Origin of the sequence: Pseudonocardia sulfidoxydans NBRC 16205, assembly GCF_007989085.1 — a bacterium.
Taxonomy (GTDB): domain Bacteria; phylum Actinomycetota; class Actinomycetes; order Mycobacteriales; family Pseudonocardiaceae; genus Pseudonocardia; species Pseudonocardia sulfidoxydans.
The window spans coordinates 1-15,489 of the sequence record NZ_BJVJ01000015.1 but is presented as its reverse complement, the minus strand read 5'-3'; the positions used below and the strand labels follow the sequence as shown (position 1 = coordinate 15,489).

General features: G+C 72.5%; 19 protein-coding genes. 8 read left to right on the top strand and 11 right to left on the bottom strand.

The window, feature by feature from the left end; translation table 11 throughout:
• Positions 1-58: 58 nt before the first annotated feature.
• Together PSU4_RS09990 and PSU4_RS09985 are read right to left on the bottom strand one after the other, a co-directional pair.
• A complete protein-coding gene (locus PSU4_RS09990) occupies positions 59-703 on the bottom strand; it encodes a response regulator (protein ID WP_147105403.1) in 645 nt (214 codons plus the stop codon).
• Positions 700-2,751, bottom strand: a complete 2,052-nt coding sequence (locus PSU4_RS09985) for a sensor histidine kinase (RefSeq protein ID WP_147105400.1) — start codon at positions 2,749-2,751, stop codon at positions 700-702. Before PSU4_RS09985 ends, PSU4_RS09990 begins: the two co-directional genes overlap by 4 nt.
• A 346-nt stretch (positions 2,752-3,097) precedes the next feature.
• Here PSU4_RS09985 and PSU4_RS09980 point away from each other — a divergent pair, with 346 nt between their 5' ends.
• A complete protein-coding gene (locus tag PSU4_RS09980) occupies positions 3,098-3,778 on the top strand; it encodes a hypothetical protein (RefSeq protein ID WP_147105397.1) in 681 nt (226 codons plus the stop codon).
• 70 nt (positions 3,779-3,848) lie between these two features.
• On the opposite strand, the gene PSU4_RS09975 is transcribed toward PSU4_RS09980, so the two are convergent.
• The 5 genes from PSU4_RS09975 to PSU4_RS32745 form a co-directional block, all read right to left on the bottom strand.
• Positions 3,849-4,082 (bottom strand): hypothetical protein, encoded by a 234-nt coding sequence (locus tag PSU4_RS09975; RefSeq protein ID WP_147105395.1) that lies wholly within the window; start codon positions 4,080-4,082, stop codon positions 3,849-3,851.
• Between the two features lie 444 nt (positions 4,083-4,526).
• On the bottom strand, positions 4,527-4,790 hold the full coding sequence (locus tag PSU4_RS09970; RefSeq protein WP_147105392.1) for a hypothetical protein: 264 nt from the start codon (positions 4,788-4,790) through the stop codon (positions 4,527-4,529).
• On the bottom strand, positions 4,787-6,181 hold the full coding sequence (locus PSU4_RS09965) for a sensor histidine kinase (RefSeq protein WP_147105388.1): 1,395 nt from the start codon (positions 6,179-6,181) through the stop codon (positions 4,787-4,789). Before PSU4_RS09965 ends, PSU4_RS09970 begins: the two co-directional genes overlap by 4 nt.
• A complete protein-coding gene (locus tag PSU4_RS09960) occupies positions 6,178-6,897 on the bottom strand; it encodes a response regulator (protein ID WP_147105386.1) in 720 nt (239 codons plus the stop codon). The genes PSU4_RS09965 and PSU4_RS09960 overlap by 4 nt, the downstream gene beginning before the upstream one ends.
• A 218-nt stretch (positions 6,898-7,115) precedes the next feature.
• Positions 7,116-7,241, bottom strand: coding sequence for a hypothetical protein (locus PSU4_RS32745; protein WP_281290668.1), 126 nt, complete (start codon positions 7,239-7,241; stop codon positions 7,116-7,118).
• Between the two features lie 170 nt (positions 7,242-7,411).
• On the opposite strand from PSU4_RS32745, the gene PSU4_RS09955 reads away from it, so the two are divergent.
• Complete coding sequence (locus PSU4_RS09955) at positions 7,412-7,636, top strand: hypothetical protein (protein ID WP_147105383.1); 225 nt, start codon at positions 7,412-7,414, stop codon at positions 7,634-7,636.
• A 55-nt stretch (positions 7,637-7,691) separates the two neighbouring features.
• Here the strand turns inward: PSU4_RS09955 and PSU4_RS09950 are convergent, their stop codons facing one another.
• Together PSU4_RS09950 and PSU4_RS09945 are read right to left on the bottom strand one after the other, a co-directional pair.
• Positions 7,692-8,630, bottom strand: coding sequence for an NADP-dependent oxidoreductase (locus PSU4_RS09950; protein ID WP_147105380.1), 939 nt, complete (start codon positions 8,628-8,630; stop codon positions 7,692-7,694).
• Positions 8,631-8,688: 58 nt separating this feature from the next.
• Entirely contained in the window at positions 8,689-9,606 is a 918-nt protein-coding gene (locus tag PSU4_RS09945) for an NADP-dependent oxidoreductase (protein WP_147105376.1), read from the bottom strand.
• Positions 9,607-10,107: 501 nt separating this feature from the next.
• Here PSU4_RS09945 and PSU4_RS09940 point away from each other — a divergent pair.
• The 6 genes from PSU4_RS09940 to PSU4_RS09915 all read left to right on the top strand — a co-directional run bounded on the left by PSU4_RS09940 (position 10,108) and on the right by PSU4_RS09915 (position 13,680).
• On the top strand, positions 10,108-10,716 hold the full coding sequence (locus tag PSU4_RS09940) for a sulfite oxidase-like oxidoreductase (RefSeq protein ID WP_147105373.1): 609 nt from the start codon (positions 10,108-10,110) through the stop codon (positions 10,714-10,716).
• Positions 10,716-11,438 carry an FAD-binding oxidoreductase gene (locus PSU4_RS09935; protein WP_147105369.1) on the top strand — a complete coding sequence of 241 codons (723 nt, stop codon included), beginning with the start codon at positions 10,716-10,718 and terminating at the stop codon, positions 11,436-11,438. Before PSU4_RS09940 ends, PSU4_RS09935 begins: the two co-directional genes overlap by 1 nt.
• Before the next feature lie 42 nt (positions 11,439-11,480).
• Positions 11,481-11,924: a DUF5709 domain-containing protein gene (locus PSU4_RS09930; RefSeq protein ID WP_147105367.1), complete on the top strand. Its 444-nt coding sequence runs from the start codon at positions 11,481-11,483 to the stop codon at positions 11,922-11,924.
• 14 nt (positions 11,925-11,938) lie between these two features.
• Positions 11,939-12,478 carry a peptide-methionine (S)-S-oxide reductase MsrA gene (gene msrA / locus PSU4_RS09925; RefSeq protein WP_147105364.1) on the top strand — a complete coding sequence of 180 codons (540 nt, stop codon included), beginning with the start codon at positions 11,939-11,941 and terminating at the stop codon, positions 12,476-12,478.
• A 12-nt stretch (positions 12,479-12,490) separates the two neighbouring features.
• Positions 12,491-13,120, top strand: a complete 630-nt coding sequence (locus tag PSU4_RS09920) for a uracil-DNA glycosylase family protein (RefSeq protein WP_147105361.1) — start codon at positions 12,491-12,493, stop codon at positions 13,118-13,120.
• A 101-nt stretch (positions 13,121-13,221) separates the two neighbouring features.
• Positions 13,222-13,680, top strand: a complete 459-nt coding sequence (locus PSU4_RS09915) for an OsmC family protein (RefSeq protein WP_147105358.1) — start codon at positions 13,222-13,224, stop codon at positions 13,678-13,680.
• 351 nt (positions 13,681-14,031) lie between these two features.
• Here the strand turns inward: PSU4_RS09915 and PSU4_RS09910 are convergent, their stop codons facing one another.
• Complete coding sequence (locus tag PSU4_RS09910) at positions 14,032-14,952, bottom strand: ferritin-like domain-containing protein (RefSeq protein ID WP_147105355.1); 921 nt, start codon at positions 14,950-14,952, stop codon at positions 14,032-14,034.
• Positions 14,953-15,057: 105 nt separating this feature from the next.
• Positions 15,058-15,489 (bottom strand): hypothetical protein (locus tag PSU4_RS09905; RefSeq protein ID WP_246115036.1); only part of this gene is annotated, 432 nt, incomplete at its 5' end.

The following is a 15,489-nucleotide window of genomic DNA, read 5'->3' as shown; positions in this document are numbered from 1 at the left end:
TTCGCCGGCGGCGGAGTTGTTCACCGACCGCGAACCACCGGGCCGGCCGTTGCACGCCTCAGCCGAGCCCGGCCTCACGGGCCCGCACGATCGCCTGGGCCCGGTCAGCGACCTGCAGCTTGGCGAACACGGCGGACACGTTGTTGCGCACCGTCTTCGGCGCGAGCACGAGCCGTTGGGCGATCTGCCCGTTGGACAGCCCCGCGGCGATCAGCTGCAGGACCTCCCGCTCACGGGTGGTGAGCTCGGGGAACGCGTTCGACGGCGAGCCGGATCGCGCCAGGCCCGCGAAGTAGGTGGTGACCATGGCGGCCAGCGCCGGCCCGAAGATCACCTCGCCGGCGGCGACCGCGGTGATCGCCCGCAGGATCGCCGTCTGGTCGGCGCCCTTGACGAGGTAGCCGCGGGCCCCGGCGAGGACGGCCGCGAGGACGTTCTCCTCGTCGTCGTGCATCGTCAGCGCGAGCACGCCGGCCTCCGGCACCGCGGCGAGCACGCGTCGGGTCGCCTCCACCCCGTCGAGGCCGGGCATCTGCAGGTCCATCACGACGACGTCGGGCCGCAGCTCCGTGGCGAGCCGCACGGCCTCGACGCCGTCGGCCGCCGTGCCGACCACGTCGACCTCACCCGTGGACTCGAGCAGCATCCGCAGGCCGTCGCGGTAGACGGGGTGGTCGTCGGCGAGCACCACGCGGGGGGTCATCGGGCGGTTCCCCCGCCCACGAGGTCCCCGGTCGGCCGGGGCGCGGGACGCAGCGGCAGCAGAGCGGACACCACCGTGCCACCATCCGGTGCGGGTCCCACGGTGCACCGCCCTCCCAGCTCCTCCGCCCGCTCCCGCATCGTGACGAGCCCGACGCCCTCCGCAGCGTCTGCCGGAATCCCCCTGCCGTCGTCGCCCACCTCCACCCGCAGGTGCCCGACGGCCCCGTCATGGCTCAGCGTGACGCACACCCGGGACGCCCGCGCGTGGCGGGAGGCGTTGGCCAGCGCCTCGCCCACGACGTGGTAGGCGGCTTCCTCCACCGCCGCGGGCAGCACGGCCGGGATGCCCACCGCCCGGACCTCGATCTCCAGCCCGCCCCCGAACCGGGCCGCGAGGCGGCGCACCGCGCCGTCGAGGCCCAACCGGTCGAGCGCCGGGGGGCGCAGGTCGTGCACGAGGACGCGCACGTCGGAGAGCACGCCCGCCAAATCGCCCGCGACCTCGGTCAGCGCGGCCCGCGCGGCGGGCAGGTCGCGCCCGGCGAGGTTCCCGGCGGCCTGCACCTTCAGCGCCGCGGCCGCCAGCGTCGGACCCAACCCGTCGTGCAGGTCGCGGCGCAGCCGGCGCCGCTCCTCCGCCACCCGGGTGACCAGCTCCTCGCGGCTGCGTTGCAGCTCCCGGGAGACGGCGGTGAGCCGGACGGCGGCCGCCGCCTGCCGTACGACGTCGGCGAGCAGCTGTTGCCGGGCCCGCGGGGGCGCCGTGGTCGGCGGTACCAGCACCAGCCTGCCGATCACGTCGTCGCGGTAGGCGAACGGCAGCACGACGACCGACGCAGCGGGAGTGCCGTGCTCGGCCACCGCGGTCACCGCGTGCTGCTGACCGAGCTCGACGCGGACATAGGGGCTGCCGACGGCCGTCGCCACCGTCCGCGCGACCTCCTCCAGCTGGGTCCCCTGGTCGCCGGCGCGCTCGAGCCGGTCGGCGAGGTCCGAGATCACGGCGTACGGCTCGGCGTGCCCGGGCAACAGCCGTGCCCGCAGCCGTTCGATGCGGGACCGCAAGGGCGCGTAGGCGACCGCGACCGCCCCGGCGCCGACGACCGCCGCGACCGGGTCGCCCAGCGCGGCGCTGGTCCCGACGAACACCGCGAGGTCGAGGCCGACGATCGCGGCGGCGAGCAGGCCGTAGACGAGCAGGCGGCCGAGGAGCCGGTCGATGTCGTAGAGGCGGAACCGGGTGACGGCGACGAGGACCGCGGCGGCCAGCGCCACCATGGACAGGACGAACGCCAGGTCGGTCGCCCAGCCCGGGCCGACCAGCGCCGGCACGGCCATGAGCAACAGGTTCAGCACCGCCGCCAGCAGCATCCACCGCAGCTGGGCCTGGCGTTGCCGGTCCGCGGCGCGGAACCGGCTCAGGAACACCGCGGCGGGGACGAGTGGGCTGGTGGCGACGAGCCACGGCACGACACCCAGGCACGCGGCCCACACCTCGTCAGTGAGCGGCAGCGGGATCGGGGCGTCCGCGACACCCGGCGCCGCGACACCCAGGAGCCGCCACGGCGCCAGCGCGAGGACCAGCACGGCGAACGCCGACGCTGTCAGCGACAGCGCCACCAGCGGGCGCCACCGCCGGTAGGGGAGCCTGCCGTCGGGGAACCACAGCAGCACCAGCGGCGGGATGAGGTTGAGCAGCGGCCCGGTGCGGGCGCCCAGCTGGGTGGCGAGCCCGGTGCCGGGCCAGCCGCCGCCGTGGCGCACCACGGACCACAGCGCGTAGCCGGTGGCGAACCCGCTGGCGGCGGTGAGCGCGCCCCCCAGGAGCAGCAGCCAGGTCATCGGGTGCCGCGGAACCCGCAGGGTCAGCACCGCTCCCGCGATCACCAACGCCGTGCCGGGAGCGGCCGACGCCCACGCCGCGACGTCGAGCAGCGGCGGACGGGGGACGTCGACGAGCGCGATCTCGGCCGTGGCGACGAGAACCGTGCCGGCGACGCACGCCGCCGCCACGACGAGGGCGAGCACGGCCGCGGTCGACGGCACGTCACCGTCGGCAGGGGGGCCGGCGCCCGGGCGCGCGACGCCGGGATACGCGCTCGTCCCGAGCGCAGCCGGCGGACGGGTGGACGGCGTTGGCACCCCCTGATGATCGCGTGCCGGACGGGCGCCGTCACGGGGCCGCGGTCCGGTGGGTTCCCGGGTGTCCGGGACACCGGCCCGGGACAACACGGGACACGGCGTCTCGCTCCCCGGGACGGGGCCGCTTCAGCGGGGACACCGAACCCGGGCCGGTCGCGGACTCCGCTCCCTGGCCGCCCGGGACGCGGGCGCCGCAGGCTCACCGGGCATCGGCCAGGCACCACGACGGCACACCACGACGGAGGACCCCGTGACCCACCCGCACCATCCGAGCGACCCGACGACGCTGCGACGCCCCGACGCACCCGACCCCACGAAGACCGGGCGCCGCGTCACCGCCACCACCGTCCGGCTGGGTGGGCTGGCGCTCGCCTCCGGCGCCGTGGCGTGGGCGGTGGGCCTCCTGCTCGTCGGGGACCAGGTCCAGCACGGCATCCAGACCCTCGACACGATCACCGGCGCCGCCTACGTCGCGGGCCTCGCCTGCCTGATGTACCTGCTGGCAGGCGTCGGGGCCGGCGGTCGGCGCGTCGGGCGCATCCTCCCGCAGGCCACGATCCCCGTGCTGCTGGGCGCGCTCCTGCTCAATCTCCTGTCGCTGGGCTACGCACGCTACGAGGACCTCCCGACGGCGCTGCAGATCCTCGACATCTGCTGGCCGCTGGGCCAGCTGATGGTGCTGGCCGTCGGAGTGACGGTCGCCGTGGTCGGCAGGCTGCGGGGGCTGCTGCGCTGGCAGCCGCTGCTCTGCGGGCTGTGGTTCCCGGTCTCCACCGTGGCGCAGCTCCTGCTCGACCCCGAGGACTCGGTCGTCGTCAGCGCCGTGTGGCTGCTCGTGAGCGCGGCGGCCCTGGGCATCCGCTTGGCGGTCCGCCCGGCGGACCTGTCCACCTCGGCGGGGACTCGGAAGGCGTCAGTGCGCTCGCAGTGATCTGTGAGTTGCCGCGCGCGTCAGGCCGGCAATCGCACGCCCGCCAGGCTCGTCGACCGGACTGCTCGGCTCAGGATCGGGCGTCGAGATCGACGTCGCCGCCGAGCTGCGTCTGCAGCCGGTACCTGGCGAGCCTGTGCGCCAACTCCTCGACCGCGCCGGGGGCGGTCTGGCCCTCGAGGTCCTGGACGGCCCCGAGCACCTCGGCGCGAACGCCGGTGCGGGTGACGCGGCCGTCGAACTCGTCGGCGAGGTCGGTGATGAGACGCTGCAGGCCAGTCACCGCCGGGGGTGCGATCGCCATCGACGTCCTCTCAGATCGGGGTCACCAAGACCCGTTGTACCGCAAGGACCCGGATGCGGTCTCCCACCCGCCTCGATCGTCAGGCACTCGTCAGGAGTGGCCGCGGACGGGCCCCGCCGGCGGCGCAGGCACGGCGTGGACCGATCGGGTCGGCGCCGCGTCGACGGGACGTAGGTGGTCGACGGACCCGCGGACGATGCCTCGATCTGGTGCGGCAGGTGTCGTTGTGGGACGACGCCTGCGTGCTGCCACGGACGTGCTCCCCAGCCGTCCGTGCTGTCAGACCGGTGACCGCTGAACCCGTTCCCGGAGGACGTGCTCTCGGCCCTGTCGACCACCTGACGTCCGTTCTACGCAGTTCCGGGTCGCCGCGACACCCTTCGGTCACCATCGTCAGGTACTCGTCAGGACCCCACGCCCGCGCGTGATCGCGTCGACGCCCTGTCAACCGGCGGGCGCCGACGCGGTCGGCAACGCGCTCCGCGGGAGCGTCGCCGGTGCGGGGGTCGGAGGAGCGGTCGACGTGACGGCGGGCGGGGCCACGGGGACCTCCGGCACGACCGTCACCGTCGGGGTCGGGGGTGGGGCGAGGACCGAGGACTCCAGCCTCTCCGGCTCCCGCTGCGTGGTCACACCGCAGCCCGCGAGGCAGAGCCCGGCGGTGACGATCGCCGCGCACAGCACCGCCCGCCGACCGACGCGGTTCATGACCCGATACCGGGCAGCTCGACGACGAACCTCGCTCCCCCACCGGGCCTGTCCTCGACCCACACCCGCCCATGATGGCGTGCCACGTGTTGGGCGACGAGGGCGAGCCCGAGCCCGGTGCCGGTGTCCTCACCGCGACTGCCCGCGAGGTCGCCGCGGGTGAACCTCTCGAAGATCTGTTCCCGTTGCGCGGGTGGTACGCCCGGGCCGCCGTCGTCGACCTCGAGGCGCACCCACTGGTCACGCCCGATCACGGCGACGCGGGTGACGCCACCACCGTGGTTGCCGGCGTTGTCGAGGAGGTTGCACACGACGCGGTCCAGGCGGCGGCGGTCGGCCAGCACCAGCGGCGGGACGCCGACCACCTCCGCCGGCGGGCAGCTCTCCCGCTCGGCGACCGAGTGCGCGACGACCTCCTGGACGTCGCAGCGCTCCAGGTCGCGCTCGTCGATCTCGCGGTCGGCGCGCGAGATCTCGAGCAGGTCGATCACCATTCTGCGGAAACGGTGCACGTCGGCGTCCAGCAGCGCCACCGCCTGCGACGCCGCGGACGGCATGTCCGCGCTGCGCCTGCGCAGCACCGCCACCGCGTTGATCATCGTCGTCAGCGGTGACCGCAGCTCGTGGCTGACGTTCCCCGCGAACTGGACGTCGCGCTGCACGCGCCGCTGCAGCGCGTCCGCGGTGTCGTTGAACGTCTCCACCAGGGGCCCGAGCTCCGCGTCGTCGACCTGCGGCAGCCGCGCAGCCAGATCACCCGCGGCGACCCGGGCCGCCGCGTCGGTCAGCTCCCCGAGCGGACGCAACGCGCGGCGTCCGGCCCAGGAGCCGAGCGTGAACCCGAGCACCGCGCTCACCGCGACCCCGGCCAGCAGCACCGCACTCAGGAACCGCAGAGTGCGGTCCAGCTCCGACAACGGGAACATCTCCAGGTAGACCGCCCCGTCCTCGTACACGGGCAGTGCCACGACGAGCACCGGGATCCCCGCGGACACCGTCCGCTGCCGGACCGGCACACCCTGCTTGGCAAGGTGCCGCAGCTGCGTCGGCAGCGCGGCGAGGTCGACCTGGCGTCCGCTGGTCGTCCATGTCCCGGCCCGGCGCAGGGCGATCGTCGTGTCGGGGCCGCCCGCCAGGCCGGTCAGCAGATCGTCCAGCGACTCCGTCGTCCCGCTCCGCAACGCCTCCTCGACGAGCAGGACGTTGACCGACGCCTGACGCGTCGCGCTCTGCTCGCGTTGCGCCACGAGATAGTTCGATGCCAGGTTCCACGTCGCGGCCGCCAACAGACCCGTCACGACCATCGACACCAGTGCGAACGCGACCGCCACCCGCCTGCGCAGCGTCAGCTTCGCCCAGGCGCCACGCCACGGCCTCGGCCGCACCGTCATCCGCGGGCGACCTTGTACCCGGCCCCCCGGACGGTCAGGACCAGGCACGGCTCGTCCGGGTCCGTCTCGACCTTGCGGCGCAGGCGTCGGACGTGCACGTCGAGCAGCCGGGTGTCGCCCAGGTAGTCGTAGCCCCAGACGTGTTGGAGCAGCGCCTCGCGGGTGACCACCCTGCCGCCGGCCGACAGCAGCTCGACCAGCAGCCGGAACTCCGTGCGGGTCAGGTGGATCTCGACCCCCGCCTTGCGGACGACCCCCTCGTCCGGCACGACCTCGACGTCACCGAGCACGAACCGGCGGCCGGCCTCGCCGACGGCGGGACGGCGGCGCCGCAGCAACGCCCTGATCCGCGCCGCGAGCTCACCCGCATCGAGCGGCTTGGTGACGTAGTCGTCCGCGCCGGCCTCGAGCCCCTCGATGATGTCGCCGGAGTCCGATCGCGCCGACACGATGATGATCGGCAGGTCGCTCCGCGCACGCAGGGTCCGGCACACCACCAGGCCGTCCACCCCCGGCAGTGTCAGATCGAGCAGCACCACGTCGACGTCGTTGTCGCGCAACATCGTCAAGGCCTGCTCACCGGACGCGGCGGCCTCGACGGTGAAACCCTCGTCGTCGAGGGCCAGCCCGAGCGCCTGCCGGATGCGTGCGTCGTCGTCGATGAGCAGCACGCTCGTCCGCTCCGCCGCGACGCCCGCATCCACGGTCTCGATCATGTGTTCTCCTCCGCCGCGATCGAAACCGGTCCCGGCCCTCCACGCCGCACCAACGGCCACATCGTCAAACAATCGTCAGCTTTCGCCGGCCCCGGATCGACCGGCCCCGCGTTCCCGGCAGGACGACCCGTCGCCGACCCGGTGGGACCACCGGCACGGACCGTTGCACTACGACGATATGTGCAGCAGCGGCCGCGCGTCTCGACGGCTCCGTCTGCTCAGGCCGGACTCGTGTCGGCGAGCGACTGGAGGACGGCCTCGACGAGCGCCCTGGTGCGCAGGTGGGTGCCCGCCTGGTGGTCGGGGTCGCGCACCATGTCCGAGAACGGTGGATCGATCGCCATGGTCCGAGTCTGCCCCGCCCCGCGACCGCGTGGTGATGCACATCGTCAGGGGTCCATCGTCAGGGGCGCATCGTCAGGGGATCGTCAGGCGCGGACGGGTCGGTGCCTGCCCGTCCCCGGATAGCGTCGAGCCGCGACCGGGACGACCGGGACGGGACCGAAGGGGGACGATGAACCTGCTGAGGCTGCGGTTCACCCATCCGGACAACCTCACCGACTCCGAGATCCTGATGGCAGCCAGCGACCTTCGTAGCGACCACTACCGTCTGCGGCCGCAGGACGTGGCACGGATCGTCGAGGCCGTCAGACGCAGGCACGACCTCACCGCCCGCGAGATCGCGACGCTGACGGGCTACCCCCTGCGGACGGTGTTCCGCATCCTCCGACAACGATGACGCCAGGCCCACCGCGCGAGCCCCCCGTCCGTCCTCCCGGACGGTCGGGGCCCTCTCAGCGACGAACGCGGATGACCGTCTTTCCCTTGGCCCGCTCGTTGAGCGCGGCGACGGCGTCGTCGAGGGTGGCGACGGCGCCGATGTTCGTCCGTAGCCGCCCGTCGCGGACCCGCCGGGCGATCTCGCCCAGCTGCGCACGGTCGGACACGACGACGAAGTCGATCGCCAGACCGTCGGCGGGCCGCGCCGGCGGTGGCCCGGTGACGGTCACCAGCGTGCCGCCGGCCCGCACGAGGTCCGCGGAGCGCTTCAGCACGTCGCCGCCGATGACGTCGAAGACCAGGTCGACGCCACCGACGTCCTCGAGGGTGTCGGAGTCGAGGTCGACGAACTCGTGCGCACCGTAGTCGAGCGCGGCCCCACGCCCGGCGGCGCGACCGGTGCCGATGACGTGGGCGCCCGCCTGCGCCGCGAGCTGGGTCGCCATGGACCCGACCGCGCCGGCCGCGCCGTGCACGAGGACGCGCTGCCCGGCCTGGAGCCGGCCGTGGTCGAACAGGCCCTGCCAGGCGGTCAGCCCGGTCATCGCAACGCCCGCTCCGGTCGTGAAGTCGACGTCGCCCGGCAACGGCGCGAGGTTGCGCGCCTCGACGACCGTGTACTCCGCGAGGGTGCCGTCGCGGGTCCAGTCGGTGAGGCCGAAGACCCGCTGGCCCACCGACAGACCGGTCGTCCCGTAGCTCAGGGCGGTGACCACCCCGGCCAGCTCGTGCCCCGGGATCGATGGGGTGCGGTCGTGACCGAGCCGATCGATCCAGGTCGAGGGCCACTGCAGCTCGTCGCCGGTGTAGCCCGACGCGTGGACCTCGACGACGACGTCGCCGTAGCTGGCGCCCTCGAGGCCGGCGAGCATCGTCGTGTCCGGGTCGGGACGCTCCACCAGACGCATCCCGCCCGTTCCGGCGGCCCGGTCCGTCACCACGATCGCCTTCACGTCGCACGCCTCTCCGTCGTCGATCTCCGGGCTGCCGGGCGCCTGCGCTGCGGCGCGGTCACGGACGAACCCGGATGATCGTCTTCCCTGTCGCCCGCTCGGTCGGGTTGAAGGCGGCGACGGCGTCGTCGAGCGTCGCCACGGTGCCGATGTTCGTCCGCAGCCGCCCGTCGCGGACCCGCCGGGCGATCTCACCGAGCTGCGCACGGTCGGACTCGACGACGAAGTCGATCGCGACGCCGTCGGCGGGCCGCGCCTCGGGCGGGCCGGCGATGGTCACCAGCGTGCCGCCGGCTCGCACCAGGGCGGCGGAGCGCTTCTGGACGTCGCCGCCGATGACGTCGAATACCAGGTCGACATGGCCGACGGCCTCGAGGGTGTCGGCGTCGAGGTCGACGAACTCGTGCGCTCCGTAGTCGAGCGCCGCCTCGCGGTCGGCGGCACGTCCGGTGCCGACGATGTAGGCGCCGGCCTCGCGCGCGAGCTGCGTCACCATCGAGCCGACGCCGCCCGCCGCGCCGTGCACGAGAAGGCTCTGCCCGGCCTGCAGCCGGCCGTGGTCGAACAGGCCCTGCCAGGCCGTGAGGCCCGAGATGGGCAGGCTCGCGCCGACCGTGAAGTCCACGTCGCCCGGCAGCGGTGCGAGGTTGCGCGCTTCCACCGCGGTGTACTCCGCGAGGGTGCCGTCGCGGGTCCAGTCGGTGAGGCCGAAGACCCGCTGGCCCACCGACAGTCCCCTCGTGCCGTAGCCGAGAGCACTGACCACGCCGGCCAGCTCATGCCCGGGTACCGACGGGGTCCGGTCGCGGCCGAGGCGATCGGTCCAGTTCGAGGGCCATGTGAGCTCGCCCGGGGTGAAGCCCGACGCGTGCACCTCGACGAGCACGTCGTTGCCTGCCGGCTCCGGCACATCTCGCTCCACCAGCGCCATCCCGGCCGTTCCCGCGGCCTGGTCCGTCACCACGATCGCCTTCATCCGGCCACCTCTCTCAGTCGGTCTGCGTCCGCCGCACACCTCGAAGGATTGTGGACGATACCGTCCACAATCGGAGTCAGGCCACAGGCCTCCGAACGAAGTGGGCGCACCAGAGGTGCGCCAAATGATCACTCTGTGCTGCAGATGATCGGCCCGACGTGTCGTCGATGACTCGACTTCCGCGTGCACTGTACGGTCTGGTCCATCCTCACTCCGCGGCGCACGGGCGGGAAGCTGCGACCACGGGCGGGCGACCCCACCTCTCGCCCGCATCGCGATGACCCTCTGAACAGCGTCAACAGGAATCATGTCACCCAAGGCATGATACGGATGGGAAGGAAGCTGCGGATCCATTCAGACTGAAAATGTCACAATGAACTGGACTTGACAGTTTGGATCTGCGTGTCCATATTCAGCCCGACAGCCGCGCTCCGGCCTGATGACCGGACGCCGAGGTGCGCCCTCGGTGCGGCGCGCCGACGACGGAAAGCGATACTCCAGATGGCCCTGACGAGGGGATTCAGCGGGCGCAGCCGGGGCACGCACGACACCCGGTTGCCTCCCGGCCAGTACGACGCCGGCGCGAACTGGCCCGTGCTGCACGTCGAGTCGACCCCGAGCATCGACACTGCGCGATGGACGTTCGAGGTGGACGGTCTGGTCGACTCACCGGCTCGGTGGACCTGGGACGAGATCCGGGCACTGCCCGCCTCCCGGTACGAAGGCGCGATCCACTGCGTGACCACCTGGTCGAAGTTCGGGATGCGCTTCGACGGTGTCTCGGTCGACACCCTCCTCGACATCGCCGGAGTCGGCGCCGACGCGGCGTTCGCAGTGGCGAGATCGCACACCGGTTACACCACGAACCTGCCGCTGGACGACCTCACCGGCGGCAAGGCGTGGGTCGTGTGGGACGTGGACGGCAAACCCCTCGACGACATCCACGGCGGCCCCGCCCGGCTGCTCGTTCCGCACCTGTACTTCTGGAAGAGCGCGAAATGGGTGTCGGGTCTCACCCTGCTCGCCGAGGACCGTCCAGGGTTCTGGGAACGCAACGGTTATCACGACCACGGCGATCCCTGGCTCGAGCAGCGCTACCAGGGAGACTGATGACCGCCGTCGACCGCGGCACGGCGCCCCACCCCGGGCCCTGGCAGACCGCACGGGTGACCGGCATCCGCCGGGAGACCCCGACAGCGAAGTCCTTCACCCTGACCTTGTCCGAGCCACGAGCGTTCTGGCCCGGTCAGCACATGATCGTGCGGCTCACCGCGCCCGACGGCTACCGCGCGCAGCGGTCCTACTCGATCGCCAGCGCGCCGTCGGAATCGGCCGAGCTCGATCTGACGGTCGAGCTCCTGCCCGACGGGGAGGTCTCGAGCTTCCTCCACGACGCCGTCGAGGTGGGCGACGTCCTCGACGTGCGCGGCCCGATCGGCGGGCACTTCGCCTGGGACCTGCGGCCCGCGCTCGGCGTGGCCGGCGGCTCGGGCATCGTGCCGCTGATGTCGATGCTGCGCCGCGCCCGGGCCCTCGGCGAACCGGACCTGTTCCGGCTCGTCGCCTCGGTACGCGGCCCCGAGGACCTGTACTACGCCACCGAGGTCGGGGGCCCGCAGACGTCGATCGTGTTCACCCGCACCGTGCCCGACGGGTACGCCCGTCCCCCCGGCCGGCTGACCGCGCCCGACCTTGCCGCGGCGCTGGACACCGACCGCGAGCTCTACGTGTGCGGCTCGACCGCCTTCTGTGACGCCGCCACCCGGCTCGCGGTGGCGGCGGGGGTGCCCACCGAACGGATCAGGGTCGAGCGGTTCGGGGTCACGGGATGACCGCAACGCCGGCAGGAACGGCGGCGCTGACAGGAGAACGACATGGCTGACGACAGCGACGGCGTCGACGGGGTCGACATCGACAACGGCCTGCTCGAGGACGACGACACCCTCGACGGACGCGGAGTCGACCTCCTCGACGAGGGCTACACGGTGCCCGAACGGCCGTGGGAGCGGGACCACTACGGCGTCACGGCGCGGGAGGCGCACGACCACGAGAGTCTCGCCGGCCGCCTGGCCCGGGAGCTGCCCGACATCCGGGACACCGACGACGGCGACGGGCTCGGCGACAGCGCCGGCACCGACGGCGAGCTGTACGACGACGAGGTCGGTGTCGCCCGCTCCGGGCGTCTGGTCGACGTCGAGCCCGCCGGTGAGTGGGACGATTTCGCCTACCTCAACGCCGTCGATGTCGGACGGGACGGCGGAGCGGCCAGCGCCGAGGAAGCCGCCGTCCACATCGTGCGCGACCCCGACGACGCGTGAGAAGGGAAACCGAGATGACGACCCAGCCGCAACGAGCGATCCTCGCCGGAGGCTGCTTCTGGGGGATGCAGGACCTCATCCGCTCCCGCCCCGGCGTGCTGTCCACCCGCGTGGGCTACACCGGCGGCGACACCCCGAACGCCACCTACCGCAACCACGGCTCCCACGCCGAGGCCATCGAGATCACCTACGACCCGGCCGCGACGACCTATCGCGACCTCCTGGAGTTCTTCTTCCAGATCCACGATCCCAGCACCCCGAACCGGCAGGGCAACGACCGCGGCACGTCCTACCGGTCGGCGATCTTCTACCTCGACGACGACCAGCGCAGGGTCGCCGAGGACACGATCGCCGACGTCGACGCGTCGGAGCTGTGGCCGGGCAAGGTCGTCACCGAGGTCACGCAGGCCGGTCCCTTCTGGGAGGCCGAGCCCGAACACCAGGACTACCTGCTGCGCTACCCGCGCGGCTACACCTGCCATTTCCCGCGGCCGGACTGGGTGCTGCCACGCCGCTCGGACGTCGCGACGCAGCCGTCGTCCCGGTCGACCTGACGGTCGCCCACCGTGGACGGATCGGCGACGGGGACGAGCGCCGCGCTGGAGCGGATCCGGGAGGAGATCATCGCGGACCCGGCCAACCGGGCCGCGACGGCCGCGGGCCTGCTCCCGCTCTACACGGCGCACCCGTCGGCCCGGATCGTGCTGATCGGGCAGGCCCCGGGCACACGCGCGCAGCGCAGCGGGATCCCCTGGAACGACCCGAGCGGGGTGACGCTGCGGAGCTGGCTCGGGGTCACCGACGACCAGTTCTACGACCCGACACTGTTCGCGATCCTGCCGATGGACTTCTACTACCCGGGCAAGGCGGCACACGGTGACCTGCCGCCACGCCCCGAGTTCGCTCCACGCTGGCATCCGCGGCTTCTCGCGGAGCTGCCGCACATCAGGCTCACCGTCCTCATCGGCCGCTATGCGCAGAAGTACTACCTTCCCGGCACCGCCGGAACGACCCTCACCGACGCGGTCCGGGCCTTCCGCGACCAGCTTCCCGACCGCATGACCCTCGTCCACCCCTCACCGTTGAACTTCCGCTGGCAGAGCCGGAACCCGTGGTTCGCCGAGGAGGCCGTCCCGGCCCTGCGCGCTCGTGTGCAGGCAGTGCTCGGGTCGTGCTCCGCCCCGGACGGGCGATGACGACGGACCGAGGGCGCGGGTCGTCGGCGGTCCGAGGCGGTGCGGGCACCGAGCATGCCGTCCCGATCGGACGGCCGTCGCAGGACGCGAGAGGACAAGCCATGAGCACGCCGAACGAACGGATCGTCGCGACCGCACGGGCGACGCTGGCGGCCACGAGCCGGCTCGAGACCGAGATCCGGGCCGGGGACTTCGTGGGGGTGGCCGACGACCCGGCGTTCGGGACCCCGGCGGCGGGACCGACCCCGACCGAGTACCTGATGATGGCGCTCGCCTCGTGCACGGCCATCACGCTGCGGAGCTATGCCGACCGCAAGTACGACTACGCCGGCGACATCACCGTGGACGTCAGCTATCACGAGCCGACGACCGTGGGAGCCTCCCGCTATCTCCAGCGCACCATCCGGCTGTCGGAGGAGGTCCCCGAGCAGGACTTCCAGTCGATGATCAACATCGCGGAGAAGTCACCGGTCACCCTGCTGCTCCAGTTCGCCTGGAGTGTCCGGACCGAGATCACGAACGGACCTCCCGAGACCGCAGCCACTCCGGCGACCGGCTGATCCGGGCCGACCGCGCAGCGGCGCCACACACAGGTCGTCCGGGTCCGGCCCCGGGCAGGAGGTTCTGTGTTGCTGCCCGTCCGCGTTCGTCGGGACGACCACGGCTGCTGCGGCGTCGAGCGCGCCGACCCTGCCGAGGTGAGGACGCTGCCGAGGTGAGGACGCAGCCGCCCGCCCCGCACCCGCCGGACGATCTCGCCGGGCCACGACCGCGGATCCGACGACGTGGACCGCTCGGCCGGCGACCGGCCCTCGGGGCCCGACGCCGGTCCGGGCCGGTCCGCCGGCACGGACCGGCCCGGCGGACCGCCTACCGATGTTCGTCTCCGGTGGCCGTCCGGCCGACCATCGCTACGAGGTCCGGCTCGCGGCCCCTGTTCCCTCCGTGAGGGCTCCGTTGAGCCCGTTCGGGTAGAAGCCGCCGGACGCCCCGGCATCGGCGTCCAGATAGACGATGTTGAGGATCTCCGCCGGGCTCCTGCCGAACGTACGGCCGTACTCGTCCGTCGGGATCAGGTTCGCCTCGTCCCTCGTGCCGAGGTCCTGGTCGTCGTCGGCCGGGCCGCTGACGGCGTTGCGCACCGCGGAGATCTTGCGCACCGCGTCGAAGACCGAGTCGTCCGCCAGCCCCTCGCTGAAGAGGGTGGCTCGCACGATCCCGGCGTGGTACGCCTCGGTGGCCAGCAGACCCGCCGCCGCATCCAGATAGGTCTTGTTCGAGATGAAGGGCGCTGCCCCCTTGAAGGCGGTGACGCCGACGTCCTCGAAGAGGAAGGCCGCGAAGAGGAAGCTGCGGTCGTCCGCGTAGGGGTCGAAGGTCTGGCCGGGCTCGATCAGGCCAGCCGCCGTGGCGGCGGCGGTGAAGCTGTTGTCGAGCGAGATCCGCGGGCGGGCGACAGCTGCGTCACCGAGTGCGGCGCGGAGGAACGCGACGTGGGCCTGCTCGTCCATGGCGATCTCGCGCGCGATGTTCCTGACCAACGGGCTGCGGAACTCGACCTGCCGGCCACCGGACACCTGGCCGGGTGTTCCGGTCCCGCCGACCATGTCGTCGGGCAGCCCCTGACCCGTGGCACCACGCAGGTAGAACTCCGCTTCGAGGTATTCGAGATTGAGCGCGAAGTTCAGGATCGAACCGTCGCTCGGCCCCGTCTCGGCCCCGGTCGACTCGCCGTCGCGGGCCTCGGCGACCATCCTGCGGAGCTCCGCGCGATCCTCCGGTTGTTCTGCGCTCCGCTCGATGGCTCCGTCGATGAACTGACTGTCGGACATCCCAACTCCTGTCTGTTTTTTTCGATGGTCGCGCCGCCGAGAACGGTCAGGTCCGGCGCGCTCCGCGGGCGTTGTTCCGGAAGAAGAACAGGTCCGGCTCGGACGTCATTTCCGGTAACGGCCGACGAAGCCGTGACCACCGCCGTCGCCGACGAACCGGATTCCGATGACCTCGCCGTCGTCGACGATCCAGGAAAGGTCGTAGCAGGCACGAAAATCCGGAGGCCAGAACGAGCAGAAACGGCCGTCGCCGTCGATGCTCCATTTCCCCTCGGTCGGCCGGCCGCGTTCGACGTACGTCGTTGCACCGGACGGCTCGAAGGTCTGCACGGAACCGTCCTCGAAGAGGAAGGTCCCCGCGAGCAGGGCTGTACGAATGTGCTCGGTGGCGACGACGGCGCCGTCCGCGGCACCGATGTCGTTCAACGTGGTCATTGCTCGTCCCTCCTGATGATGGCCGGTGGTCGCGTGTCCGTGAGGGGTCGGCTCCGCGCCGTCGCTGTCGCGCTGTGGGCCTCCTCGCGCAGGCGCGCGACC